At 57.0% G+C, this 19,074-nt stretch carries 13 protein-coding genes; 2 read left to right on the top strand and 11 right to left on the bottom strand.

The window, feature by feature from the left end; translation table 11 throughout:
* Position 1: 1 nt before the first annotated feature.
* Together GT003_RS06025 and GT003_RS06020 are read right to left on the bottom strand one after the other, a co-directional pair.
* The gene (locus GT003_RS06025) at positions 2-2,755 is read right to left on the bottom strand and encodes a HAMP domain-containing protein (protein ID WP_161695482.1); all 2,754 of its coding nucleotides are present in this window, start codon (positions 2,753-2,755) and stop codon (positions 2-4) included.
* Complete coding sequence (locus GT003_RS06020; RefSeq protein WP_161695480.1) at positions 2,752-3,807, bottom strand: copper amine oxidase N-terminal domain-containing protein; 1,056 nt, start codon at positions 3,805-3,807, stop codon at positions 2,752-2,754. Before GT003_RS06020 ends, GT003_RS06025 begins: the two co-directional genes overlap by 4 nt.
* Positions 3,808-3,964: 157 nt before the next feature.
* Between GT003_RS06020 and GT003_RS06015 the strand changes: the two genes are divergently transcribed.
* Both GT003_RS06015 and GT003_RS06010 read left to right on the top strand, forming a co-directional pair.
* On the top strand, positions 3,965-4,351 hold the full coding sequence (locus GT003_RS06015) for a DUF4280 domain-containing protein (protein ID WP_161695478.1): 387 nt from the start codon (positions 3,965-3,967) through the stop codon (positions 4,349-4,351).
* 14 nt (positions 4,352-4,365) lie between these two features.
* On the top strand, positions 4,366-6,075 hold the full coding sequence (locus tag GT003_RS06010; protein WP_161695476.1) for an MORN repeat-containing protein: 1,710 nt from the start codon (positions 4,366-4,368) through the stop codon (positions 6,073-6,075).
* Between the two features lie 182 nt (positions 6,076-6,257).
* Here the strand turns inward: GT003_RS06010 and GT003_RS06005 are convergent, their stop codons facing one another.
* Genes GT003_RS06005 through GT003_RS05965 form a run of 9 tightly spaced genes read right to left on the bottom strand, consistent with a single transcriptional unit; the run spans position 6,258 to position 18,941 of the window.
* A complete protein-coding gene (locus GT003_RS06005) occupies positions 6,258-7,934 on the bottom strand; it encodes a hypothetical protein (protein WP_161695474.1) in 1,677 nt (558 codons plus the stop codon).
* 21 nt (positions 7,935-7,955) lie between these two features.
* Complete coding sequence (locus GT003_RS06000; protein ID WP_161695472.1) at positions 7,956-10,010, bottom strand: phage tail protein; 2,055 nt, start codon at positions 10,008-10,010, stop codon at positions 7,956-7,958.
* 17 nt (positions 10,011-10,027) lie between these two features.
* A complete protein-coding gene (locus GT003_RS05995; protein ID WP_161695470.1) occupies positions 10,028-12,166 on the bottom strand; it encodes a putative baseplate assembly protein in 2,139 nt (712 codons plus the stop codon).
* A gap of 12 nt (positions 12,167-12,178) precedes the next feature.
* Positions 12,179-15,307 carry a baseplate J/gp47 family protein gene (locus GT003_RS05990; RefSeq protein WP_161695468.1) on the bottom strand — a complete coding sequence of 1,043 codons (3,129 nt, stop codon included), beginning with the start codon at positions 15,305-15,307 and terminating at the stop codon, positions 12,179-12,181.
* A 20-nt stretch (positions 15,308-15,327) separates the two neighbouring features.
* A complete protein-coding gene (locus GT003_RS05985) occupies positions 15,328-15,729 on the bottom strand; it encodes a GPW/gp25 family protein (protein WP_161695466.1) in 402 nt (133 codons plus the stop codon).
* Between the two features lie 33 nt (positions 15,730-15,762).
* Positions 15,763-16,488, bottom strand: a complete 726-nt coding sequence (locus GT003_RS05980) for a phage baseplate assembly protein V (RefSeq protein ID WP_161695464.1) — start codon at positions 16,486-16,488, stop codon at positions 15,763-15,765.
* A 2-nt stretch (positions 16,489-16,490) separates the two neighbouring features.
* Complete coding sequence (locus tag GT003_RS05975; protein WP_161695462.1) at positions 16,491-17,597, bottom strand: phage late control D family protein; 1,107 nt, start codon at positions 17,595-17,597, stop codon at positions 16,491-16,493.
* Positions 17,598-17,614: 17 nt separating this feature from the next.
* Complete coding sequence (locus GT003_RS05970) at positions 17,615-18,244, bottom strand: CIS tube protein (RefSeq protein WP_204798961.1); 630 nt, start codon at positions 18,242-18,244, stop codon at positions 17,615-17,617.
* Between the two features lie 19 nt (positions 18,245-18,263).
* Positions 18,264-18,941, bottom strand: a complete 678-nt coding sequence (locus tag GT003_RS05965) for a hypothetical protein (protein ID WP_161695460.1) — start codon at positions 18,939-18,941, stop codon at positions 18,264-18,266.
* Positions 18,942-19,074 lie beyond the last annotated feature (133 nt).

Here is a 19,074-nt window from a genome sequence, read left to right as displayed (position 1 = left end):
ATCAAGAAATCTTAAGCGCGTTGTTCCACTCTTCGGAGACGCCTTCTTGGAAATACCGATCGCATTCGAAGAAGTACAGCTTCGCGGCCAGATCGTAACGATTCCGCTTCACCACGGATACGAACACTTCCCTGGCATCGTAGAAACGCCCGCTCCGGAACAACTCCACCGCACGCTCGAACGACTGCTTCGTCTCCTGCTTAAGCTTGCGAATATGCTCCGGATCCCCTTCGAACACATCGTACAGTTCGATCGTGGAGCTCTCTTCCGCCAACTGAAAAGAACCCAGCTTACGATAAGCGCCTTGCGGCGGCATCTTGAGCGAACGAATGGAATTCTCGGACAATAAGACGTTCACGCCAAGCTTGGCAGACAGCTTCTCGAGTTCCAACGTCAGTTCCACGTCCGTGGATACGACGCTGCCCTCCAAGCGCTGTTCCTCGCCGATGATACCGATCATGACGTCCGCCGTGTGAACCGCGACGCCGATGTTAATCGGCTCATAGCCCGAATGCTGCCGATGAACATTGTACGTTTCCAGCGTCGCTCGCAGCTTCATCGCCGCCTTCAGCGCCTCTTCGGGTTCATTCGGAAACATCGCGAGCATCCCCGGGCCAAGGTAGCGACTCGTAAAGCCGCCATATTCGCGAATAGCCGGGCCGAATTCCTTAAGGAAAGAATTAATGAATCGGAAGTTCTCGTCCGTGGAGAGCGTCTTCGAGAACGCCGAGAAGCTGCGCGTATTGCAGACCAGCATCGTCATCCGCCGATTCGTTTGCTCCCCGAGTCTAATCTGCGTCATGTTCTTTTTGCCCAGCACCTTCAGGAATTGTTGCGGAACGAATCGGAAGTACGCATTGCTAAGCTTCGTCATCTCCTGGATATACTGGCGAATCGAGCTTGCCATCATGTTGAAACGTTCGCCTAATTCCTCGACCTCGTCCCGCGTGCGAATCTGAACCTTGACGTCCCATTCCCCGCTGGCGATCAGGTTAACGCTGCGTCTCAGCTTATTAATGGAAGACAAGAGGTAGACCGTCATGAGGGTTATGACGATCAGGAGCACGCCTCCGATCAACGCGATGATCTTCAGGATCTTGATGACTAACGCGGACGTGCTCTTGCTGATCCCGGTCATGTCTTTGCCAGTCTCGTAGATGCCGATAATGTCGCCCTTGGCGTTATAGAGCGGTCCGAGCGCGTACATCCACTGCCCCGTGGAGTCTTCCCATTCGCCGGACACGACCTTCCCCTCTTTCAAGACGGGCAAGTTATCCTCGCTGATCGGGAACGGTTGGTACATCGTCACGCTATCGTCATCGTCCATGAGGATATACAACTGACCGTCCACATAGCGATAAATCGTGTTGTACAAGCCGTCGCGGCTCTCCCCGTCCTGCGAGAACACCCCGTTAAGCCGTTCCTTGATCGTTTGATAATCCTCGCTCATGAAGTCCGAGGGAGCGTTCAGCTTCTCTAGATTATCTCCGTTCACGAGGTACTTGCCGTTGCCGGCCAGCAGCTTCAGCTGACTCTCCGTGTTCTTCTTGATTTCGCCGGAGAAGGACGTATACACCGAATAGGACAAGCCCCCCATGAATAAGAGGACGACCGGAATGATGATCGCTAATTGCTTCAATAACAGGAACAATTTCCGGCGTAGAAGATGCACGTATACGAAGCGAACCAGCATCGGCAGCAGAACGCCCATCGCCGCGATCAGCGCCCAATAACCGAGCTTCAGCCATATCGCCAGCTTCGGATAGTGATAGCCGGTCTTATAGGAGAGAATCTCCCCTTTCAGCGTCAACTGGATCAACTGATCGCCCGTTGCGACCGTAACCGCGGTATCCGAGACGTAAATGCTCGTGAAGTCCGACCACTCCTCCTTGTCGGATACGCTCGCCAATCGAGCGAAAGGCAAGACGGACTCCGCAGGCGCCTCCGGCTTGACGAGGCTCATCCTCTTGACCGCGGCATCGTGATAATCGATAAAATAGACATAATCCCCGCCGCTTACGATGCTCACCGGGAAATTCAGCAGCAAATCCGAGGTCTGCGGGTAGAGCTTAACGGAATTCCCCTCGTTCACTTCGAACAGGCGTCCGCGTTTGGTCGTATAGAAGAAACGCTTCTCGTCGTTGCCGGTCAATTCGTTCAAGTAGCGATTCTCCGACATCTCGACGGTCCGGAGAACCTCGGGCTTTTGGCCCCGATCCGCGGAGCCGGTCGTCGTCAGCTTCAACAGCGACGCGGCATGCGCTTCCTTGCGGAAGAAGTAAAGCGCGCCGTCTTTGGCCGAGAGCGATTGAATATTGCCGACCCGCAGCAGATTGTCCGATGCCTGATAATCCACGGCGTAGATCGTGCTCTTCTTCGACCCGTCCGGAGAGATCTTGACGATGCGCTCGCCGAACACATGCAAGCCGAACGAGTCCAGGATCGTCACCAGCGCATAAGCATTGCCTTCATCGTCTGCCGTCACGCTGCCGAACAGCTTGATCGCGTTCGGGGTGGAATCCAGGTCGCTCGTCACGGAATACAAGAGCTTCCCGGACGCATCGACTTTCCGAATCACTTTCTTCGAATCGGTAATCGTATAGATCGCTCCGTCCCGATCCGTCGTGACGCGGGAGATATTCGTATAACCGGCTTCGTTCTTAAACGGATTCAACGTCCAATAGTCGCGAAATACCCCAAGCGAGACCGCTATGGCGACAACGGCCAGAAGCAATGTTGTGAATTTTACCTTCAAGACGACCCGTCCTTCCCAATTATCGGGGATATCCTAAGCACCTGCTGATCCGCATCGCGCCAAACGGCCTCTAAACCAAATGCATCGCATAAGAAGGATAAGGGTACGTAGGTAATGTTGTTTTGCGTGAAAAGCGCTTCGGCAAGCGGATATTGCCGCTCGTTCTTGGTCATTCGCTGCTGCTTGGGATAGATAACGATGCTATTCGATGATCGCGTCAGTTGAATGCGGTCCGCGGTCTTGTCCGACATGACTCGATAACCGAGCTCTTCCGCGATCAGCCTCAGGGGGATGCCGACTTCCCCGTTCTTGATCGGATAGGAAATCTTCGACTTCGCTAGCAGCGGCTTCAGATAAGGAGATAGCGCGCTCAGCCATTCGCCGGCCAGCGCGGGGATTGGTCCTCGTTTCAGTGCCGCCATCAGAGCGGAAACTTTCATGGGAGAAGCATTGGCGGCCGCGTAACTTGCGAGGATAGACTGCGTATAGGTTTCTTTAGCAGCTGTCGCCGCCAGGTTCGCTTGCTTGTAACTGTCTTCTTTGCCCAGCAGCAGAAGGGAATCCGCTAAACCCGACTTGAACATCCAAGCCGCGGATTCGACCTCGCCCTTCGCCTTCTTCTGACTTTGCAGGGCTTGCTGCAGCGATGCTGCCAGCTTGGCATCCGCTTGAACCGCAGCCGCTTGCGGCGTGCCGGCCAAGGCGCCGGCGCTCCATGGATAGCCGCTCGCCAACTTAGCGGACGCCGAATCCCTGAGCTGCTTCGCCAGCTGGAGCTGACGGTTCGCTTCCGTCTTACGGTCCGTCCAGGTCTGAGCCTCTTCCGCGGAGACCAAGCCGAATTGACGCTTCACCTCGATCGACTTGCCCTCGCTTGCGATCGCGGCTGCATAATCCGTCCAGATGCCGACCCGCTGCGAGGCATATATATATGCTGCGAACAATTCGCCGCCGGCTTGAGCCGGCGCTTCGGGCGCCTTGTCCGCCTCGACGATCGTTCCTCCCAGGAACAGGCACATCGCCAAAACGATTATTTTCCGATAAACGCGCATTGCATTTCCCCTGTTCTCCGCTCAATTACCAGTTTCATCCTCTAGTTCCTATAGTACTATAAATCCAGGGTTTTGTGTTTATTGCCTCGCATTTATTGATGAATCCTGATAGATTTAGTAGAATAAAGTTAATAAATGTCACTTAAAAGGAGTTCCTATGGGACAATTCGTTTGCGCCGGCGCAAGCCTACAATGCAGTTTTGGATTGGCGCCCGGCGCATTGATGGTCATGCCCGCCAATCGGGTTATCCAGTCGTTGCCTTACGCTAACATTATGGATAGCAAGCCCATGGTGAATATCCTTCCCTTCGGCATGTGCCAATCGCTGGCTAATCCGACGGTCGCTTCCGCGACGGCCGCGGCATTCGGCGTGCTCACTCCGATGCCCTGCGTTCCCGTCACCGCGGCGCCTTGGGCTCCCGGGTCGCCGACCGTCATGGTCGGAACCTTCCCCGCCCTCAACAATTCCTCCAAGTGCATGTGCAATTGGGGCGGCGTCATCCAAATCGTTAATCCGGGTCAAGTAACGGTTCAAGTTCCCTGAAGGAGTCGAAATTCTTGATTGAGAAACTTATAAAACCTTACGTTACTCCGGTTATCAAGAAATTCTTGATGCCGCTCAAGCGGCTGAAGAATTGGCCGAAGCTTCTCGCCAAATTTCTGAAGAGATTCATTAAGTCCATACTCGGACAGAAAGAGATCACGAAGGACAGTTACTGGAGATTCGGCGATACTTACGTCTCCAAGAAACTGATCGTCATCGTTGTCCTGATTATCCTCATCCTCTACTTCTTCCTCTTTATCCGGCCACCGAAGTTTATCAACAAGATGTTCCACCGCACGCCATCGTTCACGGTAGCGGCAGACGGTCAAGCAGGTACCTATACCGGCGATGCCAAGGTCAAAGACGCGAGCGGCAACCTCTTATTCAAAGGCAAGCTGGCCGATGGGCAATACGACGGCGAAGGCAAGCTCTACTGGGAGAACGGCGTTCTTAAGGAACAAGGCACGTTCGCGGGCGGCATGATCACCGATGGCAGCCGCTACGATGAAGATGGCCGACTGATTTACTCGGGTCTATTCGCCGACAATGTTTATCAGGGACAAGGCAGGCTCTATTATCCGAACGGCAACGTCTCGTACCAGGGCGAGTTCATGTCCGGCAGCCCGAACGGGGCGGGGAGCAGTTACTCCGAGTCGGGCAAGCTGCTGTACGAAGGCGGCTATGCGAACGGAGGGTTTAACGGCGATGGGACGGCATATGACGCCACTGGCGCCATGATTTATCAGGGCGGGTTCCTGGCGGGCAAATACGACGGAACGGGCAAGAAGTTGTTCGCTGACGGGGTGGTGCAATATAGCGGCGCATTCGTCAACGGCAAGCCTTCCGGCGCGGGTTCCGAATTTTTCGAGAGCGGCAACGTCAAGTACGAGGGAGACTTCTTGGCCGGGCTCTTTAGCGGAAACGGAACCCTGTACTCGTCTACTGGCACGATGATCTATACAGGCGGCTTCCTGAACGGCAACTATCAAGGAGAGGGCGAGCTCTACGGAGACGCCGGATTGCTCGTTTACAAGGGAGCGTTCGCCGGCGGCAAGTACCATGGGCAAGGCCAGCAGTATAACGCGGAGGGAGCGTTGGAATATCAAGGCTCCTTCGCGAACGGCAAGCTCGACGGCCTCGGCACGTGGTACAAAGACGACGGCAGCGTGACCTATAAGGGCTACTTCGCGAAGGGGGAATTGAATCCTTCCGCCTTCCTCGGATTGAGTGCCGTCCGTCTGGAGGAGTTGCTCGGCAAATCGACCAGCGTCGAAGTGTTGCACGCTCCCGTCTCGGATGCCGCGGATGTCGCTTCGCTCGCGGTTACCACGAGCGCTGATGCGGGCTTGGCCGATGATCCGAACGCGGTGGACGGGGCGGACGCTTCCGGAGCGTTGCCGGGCGAAGCGGATGCATCGCCGGAAGAATCGCCGTCCCTTCTCGTGAAGTACCCGGAGATGAAGCTGTCGTTTGTCGTCGAAATGGATCCATCCGGCTCCGGGGATGCTGCCGTGCAAGAGGTTCAGATCGGCAACGGCCCCGTCCTCGAGCGTTTGTATCAAGATCTGTCCGCCCAAGCCAAGGCCGAGCAATCGACCACCGTTCTGGTCGAGCTTACTGCTTCCTCGACCTTCGTTCAGGACAAGCTTATCTATCGATTCGATACGAATAGTACGGGTACGACAGCGAAGAAACCGATTAGTGCCACGATTGTCTCGGAATAGGAACCATGCTGACAACTACGGCCACGACCAATATGCCATGCGGGGGATCTTCCCCTGCATGGCATATTTTTTCGACGGCATTCGGAATCGTCATCCCCTCGTTCGGGCATTCGTCTCTTCGTCCCGGCTTCGCGCCGCTTCCAATTCGAATGCGAATGCGCTGACGCGCAACCGCAACACCGTTAAGCCCGTGCCGCCGCGGCCTCCTGCCGGCCCCGCGCAAGCTCCTGAGCCGCGTCGCCGTCCGTCTCCGCCGGAAGGTCCGTCGTCCGCAGCGCCCACCAGCGAATGCGCAGACGCGTGCGTTCCGTCTTGCCGTGCACCTTTATGCCAATGCGGAAAGTGCCCTTCTTCGGGTAGTATACCAATGCGATGGTCACCTTCGGGAGCTCGGAAGCATGCTCGCTCTTGCCGAAGACCGCTTGATCGCCGTAATAAACCGCATCGCTGCGATTCCAAATCTCGGGCACGATAACCGCGCTCTCGTCCCGCTCGTCGGACAAGCCTGCCGTGATGTAGACCGGTCCGCCGCCGAAGCCGTGCTTGATCTCCTCGGAATAGAAGCTTCTCTCGCGTCTTTGGTACCACTTCTTCGGCGGAGGAATAATGGAGATCTCGGCGACTCCGGACATCGCTTGCTCTTCCTTCTCGCTCTCCTCCTTGGCACCCTCGAACAACCTGAACTCTTCTTGAAGATCCGGGAACGCTCCCTCCGCTTGAAGAGCGACGGCAGGGCTTGGCTCCGCGATAACCGGAGCTGCTTCCGCTTGCCTGGCGATGCTTCCTTGGGCTAACAGAATCTTGTAAAGCATCGTCGCGTTCATCACGTAATCTTGCAACGGCAGCGGATCTACGCTGTCAATGACATAGGTAGCGCCCATCTGCAGCAGGTTGATCTTGGCCAAGTGCACGCAAGGGTCCGCCGGCGATTCCAATGCCCGATCGAGCGATCTCGCATAGAAGGAACGAATCATGCGCTTCTCCGCGGCTTCTTCGCTGATCTCGATCGTTTGCTGTATGCGCGACAGCTCGTAGATCAGCTTGTCTCCCACGACCAGACGCGCGGTGCCGGGCTTCGCGCTTATCGAACGAACCGCCCGAATCTCTCCCGGCTCCATAGGAAGCGCTCGAACCCGAATCGTACGGTTATAGACCGTTTGCTCTCCGTCCGTCGGTTCGGTGAATCGAATCTTGCCGTCCGGCAACGATTCGGCGGGTTCGAAGCCGCTCCATTCCGGCTCGTATTCGAACGCGACATGCGAGGTTTGCAGGTTCTTCTCGATCGTGATGCGCAGGTCGAACGCTTGCCCGGGCTCCAAGTAACGCGGAACCGTCTGGAGCACTCTGACTTGCGCGTCTCCGTAACAAATCGCCGTGTCTTCGATCAGATGATCGTACTCCTGCATGCTCGGCGCCGGCGATTGCTCGCTGATGAAGAGCCGGTAACTCTCCAGAATGCGATTATGCTCGCTGATGTCGCCGTCGCGTCCCCCCGCTCCCGCAACGGTATGGACCGGCTCTTTGCCTTTCTCGTCGTAGGTAATGCAGAGATAGACGTTTTTGGCATACTCGTTGTTCGTGAATCCGTCCAACTGGGACAGCTTGACCGTTACCGGAGATGGAACGATTATCTCGCGCCCCAATTGGTCGAGCGCGGCTCCCGTCTCGATCGAGATCGACTTGTCGTCGACGGCCACGACCTGCAAGCCGGACACGACCCCGCTTCCGTGCAACAGGCGATTCGTGAGCCTCCGCTTATCGGAAGCATACGTTTGCTCCGACATGAAATCCCGCACGGTCAGCAGCTTGCCGTAGAAGTAACGGTTCCTCTCAAATGGAATATACCGTGATCTGTTCATCCTTAATCCCCTCTCCCTTCCTTATTCCAAACGAGAATCCAAACCGAGCTTCGTATGTTGATCCATGCGGTTATCTTGTCCCAAGTCGATCGTAATGGTGTGATGGGGCATGGACGACTTGCCGTCCAAGGTCAGCAGCGTCGGTTCGGACAATACGGTATTCATGCCCAGATAAGAGTGAAGGTCCATATAGACCCACGGCTGAAGCACGACCAGCTTGCACGTTGCGAACGCGGGCTTGAAGTCGTCTATCAGATGCAGCAAGGATACCCGCTTCATCTCCGTATCGGCATGCTCCGATTTGACCAGAACGTTGAATACGTGCGGGTCGGCCGCGTACAACCGCTCCGCGACTTCTCCCATCTCCGGGTTCTCCTTAAGCGGCTTCACTTGCTCGTATTCCAGAATAATCGGTTTCTCGCCGGTATAGATGGAGATCAAAAGTTCCATCGCCGTCTTCGTGCCGCGCAAATTATAGAGAACGTGAGCGTGCTTCAGAAGCTTCCTCAACTGCTCCTCCGTCCAATAATCCTCGCCGTCGATGCCCAGCCAGCCGAGCAGCCATCGCAACGAACGGCCGTCCGCGCCCTCGGCGTCGAACACCCGCGTGACTTGCGACACCCGCCGGTCCGTCTCGTCCATGATCGTCTGGAATAAACTAAGATAGCGGGCGAGGAAGTCCCTGCTGGGCTCATGACGTTGATAGATCGCAGGTAAGTATTCCAGGTACGTGCTTCTTGGAAAATGAACCTCCAGGCTGTGCACGACGGGCGCATGGCTCTCCGAGCCGATCAACTCCAGATACACCCAAAGGTAACGCCCCTTGAGCTTGAAGAGCAACGCATCCTGCGGGTCGGCTAACGGCTTGGACCATAACCCGGACAACGCGTTCAGCTTCATCTCCATCAAGATATCCGGATCCGCGATATAGGCATCGAGGTCCACTTTCTCCCGCCCCAGCACGACCTCTTTGCTATCCGAAGCGTAACAGCGGACGATAATCTGCGTATCGATCTCTTGGCTGCTGCCCATGACGATTTTGTGCCACTCGGTCTCTTCCCAACCGCTGTCGAGCCCGTCGCTGAGCCAGATCCCCAGCCTTCTGTTTAACGCTCCCCAGATCGCCGTCTCCGAGACGGAACGAACGACGTGAATGCAGCGGTTCGCCGAATCCAACAGGAACAGCGCGTCCTTGCCGAAGAATAGCCGATCTCCTCCTTCGTTCCCCGCATACCCGCGTTCGACGATTTCGCCATTCGGGTGAAAGCGAACGAGCGTAGGAGCGCCCGCATTCGTCTCGGCGTCCAACAAGCCCCACAGGAGACCTTGACCGTCGCCGCAAATCGATACGAGCTTGCCCGCTTCATCGGGAATACGCGCGTAGGAAGCACTGTTCTCCTGCAGCTGCAGCCGAATGAGCGCATTCGTTTCTTTATCCAATAGCCATCCCTGCTGGTCGCTTCCTATAGCGATCTCGAAACGTCCCCTCGGAACCGAAGACAAGTCCAAGCCTTCCTCTATCGGTAGGAGAATCGAACCGATGGCATCTCCAGAACCGTTATAGCGAAGTAGATAAACCTCGCTCCGGCCGCTTAGATTGGCCAGCACCAGGAAGCCGCCCGCCCCGTCCGCCGTAATCAGCGCCCCGAAGAACGGCTCTTGGTTCCAATCCGCCCGGGACCATCTGATTTGGGAGTTCTCGATCGCGACCGCTTGGATCGTCGTCGCAATATCCGGCAGCATGACGATGACGGAATCGCGGGTTGCGGTAAACAGCGCCGAATGGCCTGACTGGGATTTGTCCGTCTGCGCGATTCGTTCGATATAGTGGCTGGATAGATCCGTTCGCCAGATAACGCCGTTGCCGTCGAGCAGGAACCACCGCCCGTCGCCGTCCGCTTCGGCTTCCGCGATCGGAGGCGCCAGCTCGGGATACAGAAGCGGATGCCTGCTGGCATGCCGGTAAACATATTCCCTCTCAATCGTAATGCCGTCCTTGACCGTTGCCAGTTGACTGCCGGTGCCTCGCCTCCAGTCGGGAGGCTGCCGGAATGAGAAAAACTTAGGTTCGCTCAACGCTAGCGCTCCTCCTGTCAGAATGACGTAACATATTCGATTTCGTGATCGCCGGATACGACCAAACCGTTCGGAGGGATGCGAATGTCGCCGCCTTCCTCGCGATGGACGCCCTTGCCGTCCGCCATGAGCCACACGTCCTGTATGTAACGAATGCCCGGAACCTTATGAATCAATTCGTAAATTTCGCTTTTGTATATCGGCTTGCCGAACTCCCAGCCATGAAGCGAATCTTTGCCGTAGGGCTGCAGCCACTCGGACAGCATCGCCTTCACCTCATGCTCTCTTCCTTCATAGCGAGGCTCGACGACGATGACCGCCCTTACCGTGACCTTGACGTACTCCGGCGGGATAATATGCAGCTTGGTGGTGAGCAACCGGTACGGCTCGAGATGACGGCGCACGGTCTCCATCATGCCTTCCGTCGGCTTCGGCCAGCTCCGGATGCTGTAGGGAACGACCACGATCGAGATATCGCTGAAGGACCGCTCCGCCGGAAAATTCGTCAGAGAAGTTTTATAACCGGGAATCGCCTTCGTCCTGGCGATCCGCAGACCGGGGATTTCCTTCACACGCGCCTCCAGATCCTCGGCCGTGACGCCGCACTTCGGCTCCAGAACGGCAAACCTGGCACGCTGCATCGCTTCCTTCAGCGTCTCGGGCTCCGATCCGCCGTAAGCGGGATATAAATTCGTCACCTGCACGGTTAAGTCTTCGTCGATTTCGTTGATGGCCACGGCCTTGATGTTGCCGTCCTCTCCGACGCCGCTTCGGTAACCCGTAATCCGTATATTCGGAACGGCCGACGAAGGAGGAACCGCTCCGTATACCCCGTCAGAGAATCGAACGACGCCCTCCTCTTCGTCGATCACGAAGTCGAAGCTTCCGGAATGGGATTCATCGAAGTCCTGTACCCTCCGCCAATCCTGCCAGACGATCTCCGACCCGCCGTCCCGGCTCCATCCCACTTGCAAGCCGAATTGATCGGGAAGCATCGGAAGAATCGGCAGCGAGTAGGTTTGCCCGGAAATGCCGGTGCCGCTTCCCAAGTACATCCGGTCGCCGAACTCGGAGGACGTCGCGATGACCCGAATGCTGCGCTCATCGTTCGGCAGGACGACTTGCTCGTCGAACACAAGAGAAGCTTGCCCGTCCCCGCGCTGAACAGCGAAGGACGCCTCGCTCACGTCGATCCACCCGCCGTCCTTCCGCTGGAATTGAACAAACACATGCCCGCTATGGAACAAAGCATGCGCTAACGGAAGCGGTTGACGGGCGGCCTGCGATCCGTCGAAGTTCTCCGAGACGATTAACGTCCGGCCCTGCTTCACGAACACTTCGTTCCACATCAATCGTTGTATGCAGGGCGGGTCGCTGTATTCCCCGGCAACCAATTGCGCCTTGATGCGATGCACGTTGCCGGCCCCGAGCGGAATCTCGAACAGGATCGGACCGCTCTGGTGGAACCCGTACGATTCGTCACGCTCCATAGCGATCGGCTTCCAACCGCCGGCCGACTCGCCGCCTTCGTCCCAATACACCCATTCCACTCGGCCGGATGGCGTAAAATGCCGGTACCTGGCGGGGATGCGGTGATCCGGTTCCTGATTGTTCAATTGGAACCATAGCGACAGCGGCGCCGCTTCGGGCAAAGACGCCGTGAATTCGATGACCATGCTCGATCCGACACTGGCCTTCAATCCGAAGGGGTAGAACGGGGCGCTGCCGGATTCGAAGTCGTCCGTTATTTCCGTCGTGCCATCTTCGGTATGTACGTATATCCGTCTCGACGTATCCGGCAGTATCGTGAGCGGCCGAACGGTCTCGAACGGAAGCTCTCCTACCCGAAGCAGCGTTCCATAGGGCAAGCGAAGCTGCTTGAGCGCCTTGGAGAAGCTGACCGAGGTTGTCGCCGGGGCGCGGTCTCTGGGAGCCTCCCCTAACAGCTTCAAATATTTGCGTTCGTGGCTGGCCGTCACCCGGTCGAGCTGGAATTGCTGCATCTCGATATGCCAGGCGAGCAATTCCAGGAGCGTGATTCCGGGGTCATGCTCGTTCTCGTCCGTCCAAGCCGGATAGATGGCCGGAATCAAATCGCGCGCTTCGCGCAGCAAGTCGCGGAAGGTGCGATCGTCTAGATTAGGCAAAGGCAACATGCGGCTTCCCCCTTATTTCTTCACTTCGACCGAGATGCGGTGCTCTCCCGGGACGAAGATGCCATGCGGAATTTCCGAGATCCGGTCCGCGTTCCATTCCGCGCGTTCCCCGTTCTCTACTTTGTAGATCTCCAAGGCGAGTTGGGGAATATGCATGACGGGCCCGACGGACTTGACCAGCGTATAGAACATGGAATGGTGAATGATTCTTCCGATTTCCCACCCATGGCCGTCGGCATTCCCCGTGATCGGATCAAGAAACCCGTCCAGCTTGCGCATGATCTCGCGTTCTACCGGGACGACGTCATCCATGCTATTGACCCATACGGTCGCTTGAACGCCGATTTGCAGCAAGGCGGGCTCGATGATTTGCAGGTTGCTTGGAAACGCGATGCTCGACGCCGCTTTTGCCATCAGGCTGGCTTCGACCGTTCGCTTCAGCTCTTGGAAATGCGCGCCGCTTCCCACGCCCGACTTGGGATAAACGACGATGGACACGGCTCCCGGCTCCCTTGCGAGCTTAGCGTTCAGGTTCGGAAGGCATTTCACCTTGGCCACGTTCGGATGCGCTTCCCGGGTCAGCCATTCGAAGTCCTCCGCCGTCACCGCGCGGTTGCGATGATTGAACAGCTTCGGTCCGCGAATGGTCGCTTCCTCCACTGTCCCCAGGTCGCAGCCTCCCGCCGCCGCGAACGGATTCCAAACGCGATCCACGTAGGCGATGGCATCTTGCAGAACGCTGATCGCGCCTGCCGGAACGTTTCCGCGCTTGCCCCCTCCGGCCGCATAGGTGACGCGTACGGAATCATCCCCGAGATGGGGCGGCTTCTTCCCTTCCTTGCCGTTTCCGAAGCTGATGCTGCCCGTCGCGCGGTCGATGCGATAATGCCGGTCCTTCGGACCGGATCGCAGGAATTGGTCGACGGCGCGATAACGGACCCATACGCGCAACAGCTCCTTCTCCGAATCCCGCACCACGTCGACAAGACCGTCTTCCCTCTCCAGCGCTTCCAGTTCATCCTTCGAAATGTTGCCGGTCTCGTCTACCCAGACTTCCTCGGATAAGACCGGCTTCTCCGCCAAAACGTAACGCTCGACGACCTGCTCTTCGAAAGTATCGTGCTCTTCGACGCGTTGAGGCAGCTCGCCCCGAATCGTCTCTTGCTGGATGGCAAGCGCGGTGTTCAACGCCATGTTTAACGCCCGCGGCACGTTCTTCTCTTCCGACGGCTTGTCGTAACGGCCGTCCCGGTTAACGGCCCGGATCCAATACCGGCTCATTCCGAAGAACTCGCCGACCGCATAATCGCGAGGACCGACGAACTGCAAGTCTCCGCTTCGCGTAAATCCGTTCGTGTCGTCGGCAGTAGGCAACGGCGCCCAGCTGGACGATGACCCCTTCTTCTTCAAGTACTCCCATTCCATGAAGGGAATATCGTCTTCCGCGACCCGCCGCTCGACCAGCTGCAGATAGAGATGAATCGGCCCGCGTTCCGGAGGCGCGTCGAAAGCGAACCAGACGGCCGGATAACGTCCTTCGAGCGCGATGAAAGGCCGGAAGACATCGCTTCCCAGCTGCGCCTCGCCGGTTCGTTCCTTGATCTCCATGTTGTTCTGAATGAACAGTCGCTGCGGGGAACGCTCCGGTTGCCCGTATCCGAACCGCATCTTTAAGCCGGACACGACCGGCGAATAATAGATCGCTTTCGGCGAGTATGCGTTCAGAATTTGAACGATGCGTCCGCGAATCCAATAATTCTCCTCCGCGTTCACGGAAATCGGCGCAAGATTCTCCGGAACGACGAACGTCATCTCCTTCGCCTGCCGCCCTTCCCAAGGCACGCTGAACAGCTTCTGGGCGCTCGCGTCGATCGGCAGCAACGCCCACGAGTAGCCGTTCCAATATTCCCACTGAATCGTGGCTACCGTGACCGGATCATAGCTCTCCGTCTTCTCCATCTCGTGCCGCTTCATGATAGGCTTCCAATTGATTTGAACGGGCTGGTCCGGAATGAGCTTATGCTGGAGAATCTCCGCATCGAACAGCAGCGTTACGGTCGCCCCTCGCTTGGAGAGCACTTCTTCGCTGGATAAATAGAAAAGTCCGAATAGAGCGAAGAAATCCCCGAACGGCAAACAGGCTTCCTCGTCGTTTAACTGAACGTCATTGAAGTACAGGCGGTCCGGACGAATGCCGTCTTCCTTGCTAGGGGAAGCGTATTCGCTCTTCATGCGCAGCCGATCCAACTGAACCTTGCTTAGGGCGATGGAACCCGACTGCTCTTCCATTGAAACGGCCCGGCATCGAATCCACCGGCCGGGCATTCCGTTATAATCGTACGGATCGATCGGTTGATTCGTAAACTTAATCAGGCGAATGGTCGCTCCCGATCCGTACGCGCGGTTGAACTCGACCCACTGACCGCCGCTGTAATATTCCCAGCGCACCTTGCCGGGATCGGTGAGCAGTTGCACGGACTCGTCGACGGCCTGCCCGTTGCGGGAATGGAAGACGGTGAATTCCAGCAAAGCGGGATTACGGAGCAGGAAGAGATAGTCGTGCCGGAGATACATGGCATGCTCCTGCAGGTTGTCGCCTTCAGGGCCGAACAGCGCCGTCCCGCGTCCCTCGCCAGGAAGCCGCTCCATGGCGCCGTCTTGCATGAGATGAACGATGCGATCCAGGCGCGGACTTACCGTCAACGCGTCCGTAATCCGAGCCGACGTCAGCAGGATCGGAGAGGCCGTCTCGAATAGTATCGGCCTGTCCTCGCCTGGGACGGAGGCCGCTAATTGGACCCCGCGATCGATATACACCGGCTCCGGCGTCCCTTCCGTCAATTGGAACGTAATCTGCGCAAGCGCCGGCTTCGCCTGGGCCAGCTCCACGTGGAAGCGATTAAGGAAGGCCAGGAAGCTTTTGCCCGGCACCTGGTTCAGCCTCTCGATGTTCCCCGAGAGCAAATGCGCGAACAGAAGGGAGAGCGCCGTCCCCGGGTCGGGATCCTCCGGGCGAAATCTCCACTCTGGCGTATAATGAGGCGCCAATCGTTTCATTTGTTCGATCAGCTGTTCCCGATCGCGTGTATCGATCGCCGGAGGATTGGATAACGGCCCCCTGCCCGAGCTTAAGTTGGTCATTCGACTCTCTCCGATGGCAATTAATTTGATCCCTCGTACAGATAGAAAGGATATACCTGGTTAAACAAGTTGTTCGTCGTTCTGACTTCGTACTTCACGTGAAGCAGCAGCTTCGATTCGTCATTGGCATCCCTCTCCGCCAGCACTTCGATCTCGTGCACGCGCGGTTCCCACATCCGAATCGCTTCTTCCACCTCGGCTTCGACCAATCGCAGCGTCGTATCGTCATTGGTCTCGAACAAATAACGGTCGATTCCGCAGCCGAAATCCGGGCGCATCAGGCGTTCGCCTTTGGACGTCCAGATGATGGTTCGAATGGCCTCCGCGATGTTGTCCTCGTGCTCGCTCTGCTTGATGCGCCCCGTCGCCTCGTCGACCTCGATCGGGAATTTCCAACCTCGGCCCAAAAATTCCTTCGACATGGTGTCCTCCTTAACGAACCTACCGGACCAAAATCAATTGATTTTGACCATGGAGCCTTTCAACGTCAGCATGCCGTCCGTCTTGATGTTGAGCGCGGCTCCTGCCTTCAGATCCATCGTGGCGGTCGCCTCGACGGTGATCTGCGCCGATTTCAGCTTCAGGCTCTTGAGGCTGCTGATCTCGATATCGCCTTTGTTATTGATGGTAATCTTCGTCTCGCCGCTCACGACCTTGATCTCGTTGCTCGACCCGCCCTTGATCGTAATGGTGCTCTGCCCGTTCGATTCCTTCAGGGTAATCGTGTCGGACTTGTCCAACACTTCGAGCGAATGCCCCTTCTTGGTCTTCACCGTGATCTTGCCGTCGCCTTCCGTGTCGTCGAAGCTGAACTCGTGGCCGGCCCTGGAAGCGATCTTGCGTATGTTATTCTTGTCGTCCTTGCCGGCGGGCGGAAGACTCTTGTTGTTCCACATGCTGCCGATGACGATCGGATATCGGAGATCGCCCATCTGGAAGGCAACGACCACTTCGTCCCCGACCTCGGGAACGAAGAGCGTCCCCCGATCCTTGCCGGCCATCATCGTCGCCACGCGCGCCCAGCCCGTCGTCTTCTGCTCGTCGAATACGGGGATGGTCAATTTCACGCGGCCGTACTTCTCCGGATCCTTGTTGTCCGTCACGATTCCGATATAGACGCCGTTCACGAGCCCCAGCATCATATCGTTCATCTTGTTAAAAGAATCGAACATCTCATTCATCGCTACACCGCGTTTCCTTCGACCTGGAATTGAGTAATATATCCGGACTCGTCGATCGTATGCGTCGCGCTGACGATATAATAGGGCTGATTCAAACGGCTTCCCAGCCCCTCCAGTTGGATGAACCGCCCCGCTCGGATCTCGGGCAGCCCGATGCATTCCCCGTCACCGGTAACCAACTTCATCGCGCGCTCCTCCATCGCCGCATCCGCTTTGATCTGGGCATCCTGCTTATCCACCGTGTTCACGTAGAGATTCTCTTCGAACGCGTTGCTCAGCAGCGCGTTCAGCACGTCCGAACCCGTCTTCGTATTGGTTCCGATCTTGTTGATCGGGCCGGACGTGCCGACGTTTACTTTGCCTTCCTTTGCATCCCAGCTTCGGACCACGACCTTGGATACCTGTTCGGCGATATTCATCTCGACGTTGAACTGGATGAGCGTCTTCCCCCAGGAGAGCGTCATCAACGGGGACTTATTCTTGTTTTTTTCGCGAAAATAAAGCGTCTTGCCGACGATAAAGAACTCGTAGTTCATCGTCCGGGCCAGCTCATGAAGGAAATGATAGTCGTTATCCGGCTTCTTGACGAACGTCGGGCATTTCACCTTCGTCTCGTCGATAACGAAGCTCACCGCTCCGTATTCCGTCCCGATCTGCTTCACGATATCCGAGATTTTCAAGTCGACGTAGCTTCGGACCCCCCGGCCTCTCATCATCTTGAATGACAGATCCATGCCCGTAATCGACAATTGCGGGGTACCGTCCCTGGGGAAGACGACGTTGATCGCAGTGACGTATCCGAAGAAGACGGGCGTCAGCCGGTCCGTGTAGCCAAGTTGAACTTCCAGCGTACTGCCGAGCTTCACGTTCGTATTGATCCACTCGAAATCCCGTTTAACGAGATCGTAAGCGTTATTGATCGTAAAACGAACGACATCCGACTTGTCGGCAACGGTCGTCTCGACGGAAATGTCCGTGAGCGCCATGCCCTCCCGGCCCAGGTCCGCGCTGTCCACCAATACCTTATAGGCAGGCGCGATAAAACTCCGGTACTTCTGCTCCAGATCATCGAACGTATAAGTGTCGGTTCCTAGTTTAATGGTAGACATCGCCGTTCATTCTCACCTCATCCGTACAATCGTGGAATCTTGATCACGGACCCCGGCTCCAGCTGCTTCAGATTCACGATTCCGTTGGCGCGGGCGATCTCTCGCCACAATCCCGGATCCTCGTATTCTTCGGCCGCGATCTGCCATAGCTGATCGCCTTGCTTGATCGTCCGTTGTTTCGTTCGGTCCGCGGATTGGCGCGGAATGTTCTTGTATTGCTCCTTGACGCTCTGAACCTCGCGGAAGGTAACCGCCAGGGTAGCCCGGACCGGAATGCCGGAATCGAGAAACATCGTGTATTTCTGAGCTACCTTCTCGACGACGCCCTTGAATTGCAAGGAGCCCCACACGAATTTGCAGAGCGGCGGCGCATGAAGATCCTTGTCCACGTCCAGCAAGCCGACGATTTTCATCGTATGCTTGCGGACATCCGTCTGCGCTTCGTAAGAATCGAAGAAGAGATCCATCGTCAGCGTCGTCGCTTCGCCGCTGACGAAATGAGGGATCGGCTGGGAGAGCCCGGGAATCGTCTTCCACGAGTACTGGTTGGAAGAATCGAGCTCATATTCGCTTGGATTGAACAAGACGTCCACGCGGTCGGTAACGGGGCCGCGATGAACGAGAATCATAGCTTTCTTAAGTGCCAACCTTCTTCACCTCCGGGGATTAGATTCCTTTGCGCTGCCGCTCCTGCCGCATTCGCTTCGAGAATTCTTTATACATTTGGTCGGCTAGCCGGTTCACGTCCAGCTTCGGCTTCGCCAGCTCTTCCTTCGCCAGGTTCAGATCCTGCTCGATCGTCTTGATCGCAACCTCCAAGGAACGAATCACCGGCTCTTCGTGCACGTGCCGGACGGACGCCTTGACGGGAACGTCCATGGTAACGGGCGACGGATTCACCGCTTGACGAGACGCGGAGGAAGCCGATTGAACGGACGGCGTTCTGGCAGACGAGATGATAAGGGACGGGCTGCCTGCCGCCATGCCGTCCTCCGTGATTCTCGCGGGACTTCCTGCATGCGCGCCCGAACGGTTCAGGCCGGAAACCGCCTGTACGAGTTCGTCGTTCCTCCGGCCCGAAGCAGGCAAGCCGGCGATTCGCCTACCCCCCAGGAGTCCCTCGGACGGCTGCTTGCCGGGTCTGTTCGGCACCTGCCCGCTCGACGTCTCCGCTTGCTTACGGGACGCGTTCGTAAGCTTCATCGATTGCGTATTCGAAATCCGGTGCGCGCTTGCTTGTCGAGCCAGCCCCGCCATTCGCGTGGCGGCTTGCTGACCTAGCCGCAAATGGACGTGCGCCGTCTCCGTGCGCGTTGGCTGGAGCTGCGTCGTGCGATCCTCCACGATGCGGCGTTCCGTTGCATGGCTCCGGGCGGCATGGATCACGGTCGCGGCGCGACTTTGTTCCGCGCTTCGCTGCGCTGCCTGCGGCGCAGATGCATGCCGTGTCGCGTCGGAAGGTTGCCGCCCGTTCGAT

Source organism: Paenibacillus sacheonensis, from assembly GCF_009909195.1.
Lineage (GTDB): Bacteria > Bacillota > Bacilli > Paenibacillales > Paenibacillaceae > Paenibacillus_Z > Paenibacillus_Z sacheonensis.
Note: the sequence above shows the minus strand (reverse complement) of the source record. Positions and strands in the feature narration are given on the sequence as shown.

Bases quoted from the DNA above. Each gene is read 5' to 3' on its own strand.
- GT003_RS06020 (WP_161695480.1), bottom strand. From the start codon at position 3,807: ATGCGCGTTTATCGGAAAATAATCGTTTTGGCGATGTGCCTGTTCCTG.
- GT003_RS06015 (WP_161695478.1), top strand. From the start codon at position 3,965: ATGGGACAATTCGTTTGCGCCGGCGCAAGCCTACAATGCAGTTTTGGA.
- GT003_RS06005 (WP_161695474.1), bottom strand. From the start codon at position 7,934: ATGAACAGATCACGGTATATTCCATTTGAGAGGAACCGTTACTTCTAC.
- GT003_RS05995 (WP_161695470.1), bottom strand. From the start codon at position 12,166: ATGTTGCCTTTGCCTAATCTAGACGATCGCACCTTCCGCGACTTGCTG.
- GT003_RS05990 (WP_161695468.1), bottom strand. From the start codon at position 15,307: ATGACCAACTTAAGCTCGGGCAGGGGGCCGTTATCCAATCCTCCGGCG.
- GT003_RS05985 (WP_161695466.1), bottom strand. From the start codon at position 15,729: ATGTCGAAGGAATTTTTGGGCCGAGGTTGGAAATTCCCGATCGAGGTC.
- GT003_RS05980 (WP_161695464.1), bottom strand. From the start codon at position 16,488: ATGAATGAGATGTTCGATTCTTTTAACAAGATGAACGATATGATGCTG.
- GT003_RS05975 (WP_161695462.1), bottom strand. From the start codon at position 17,597: ATGTCTACCATTAAACTAGGAACCGACACTTATACGTTCGATGATCTG.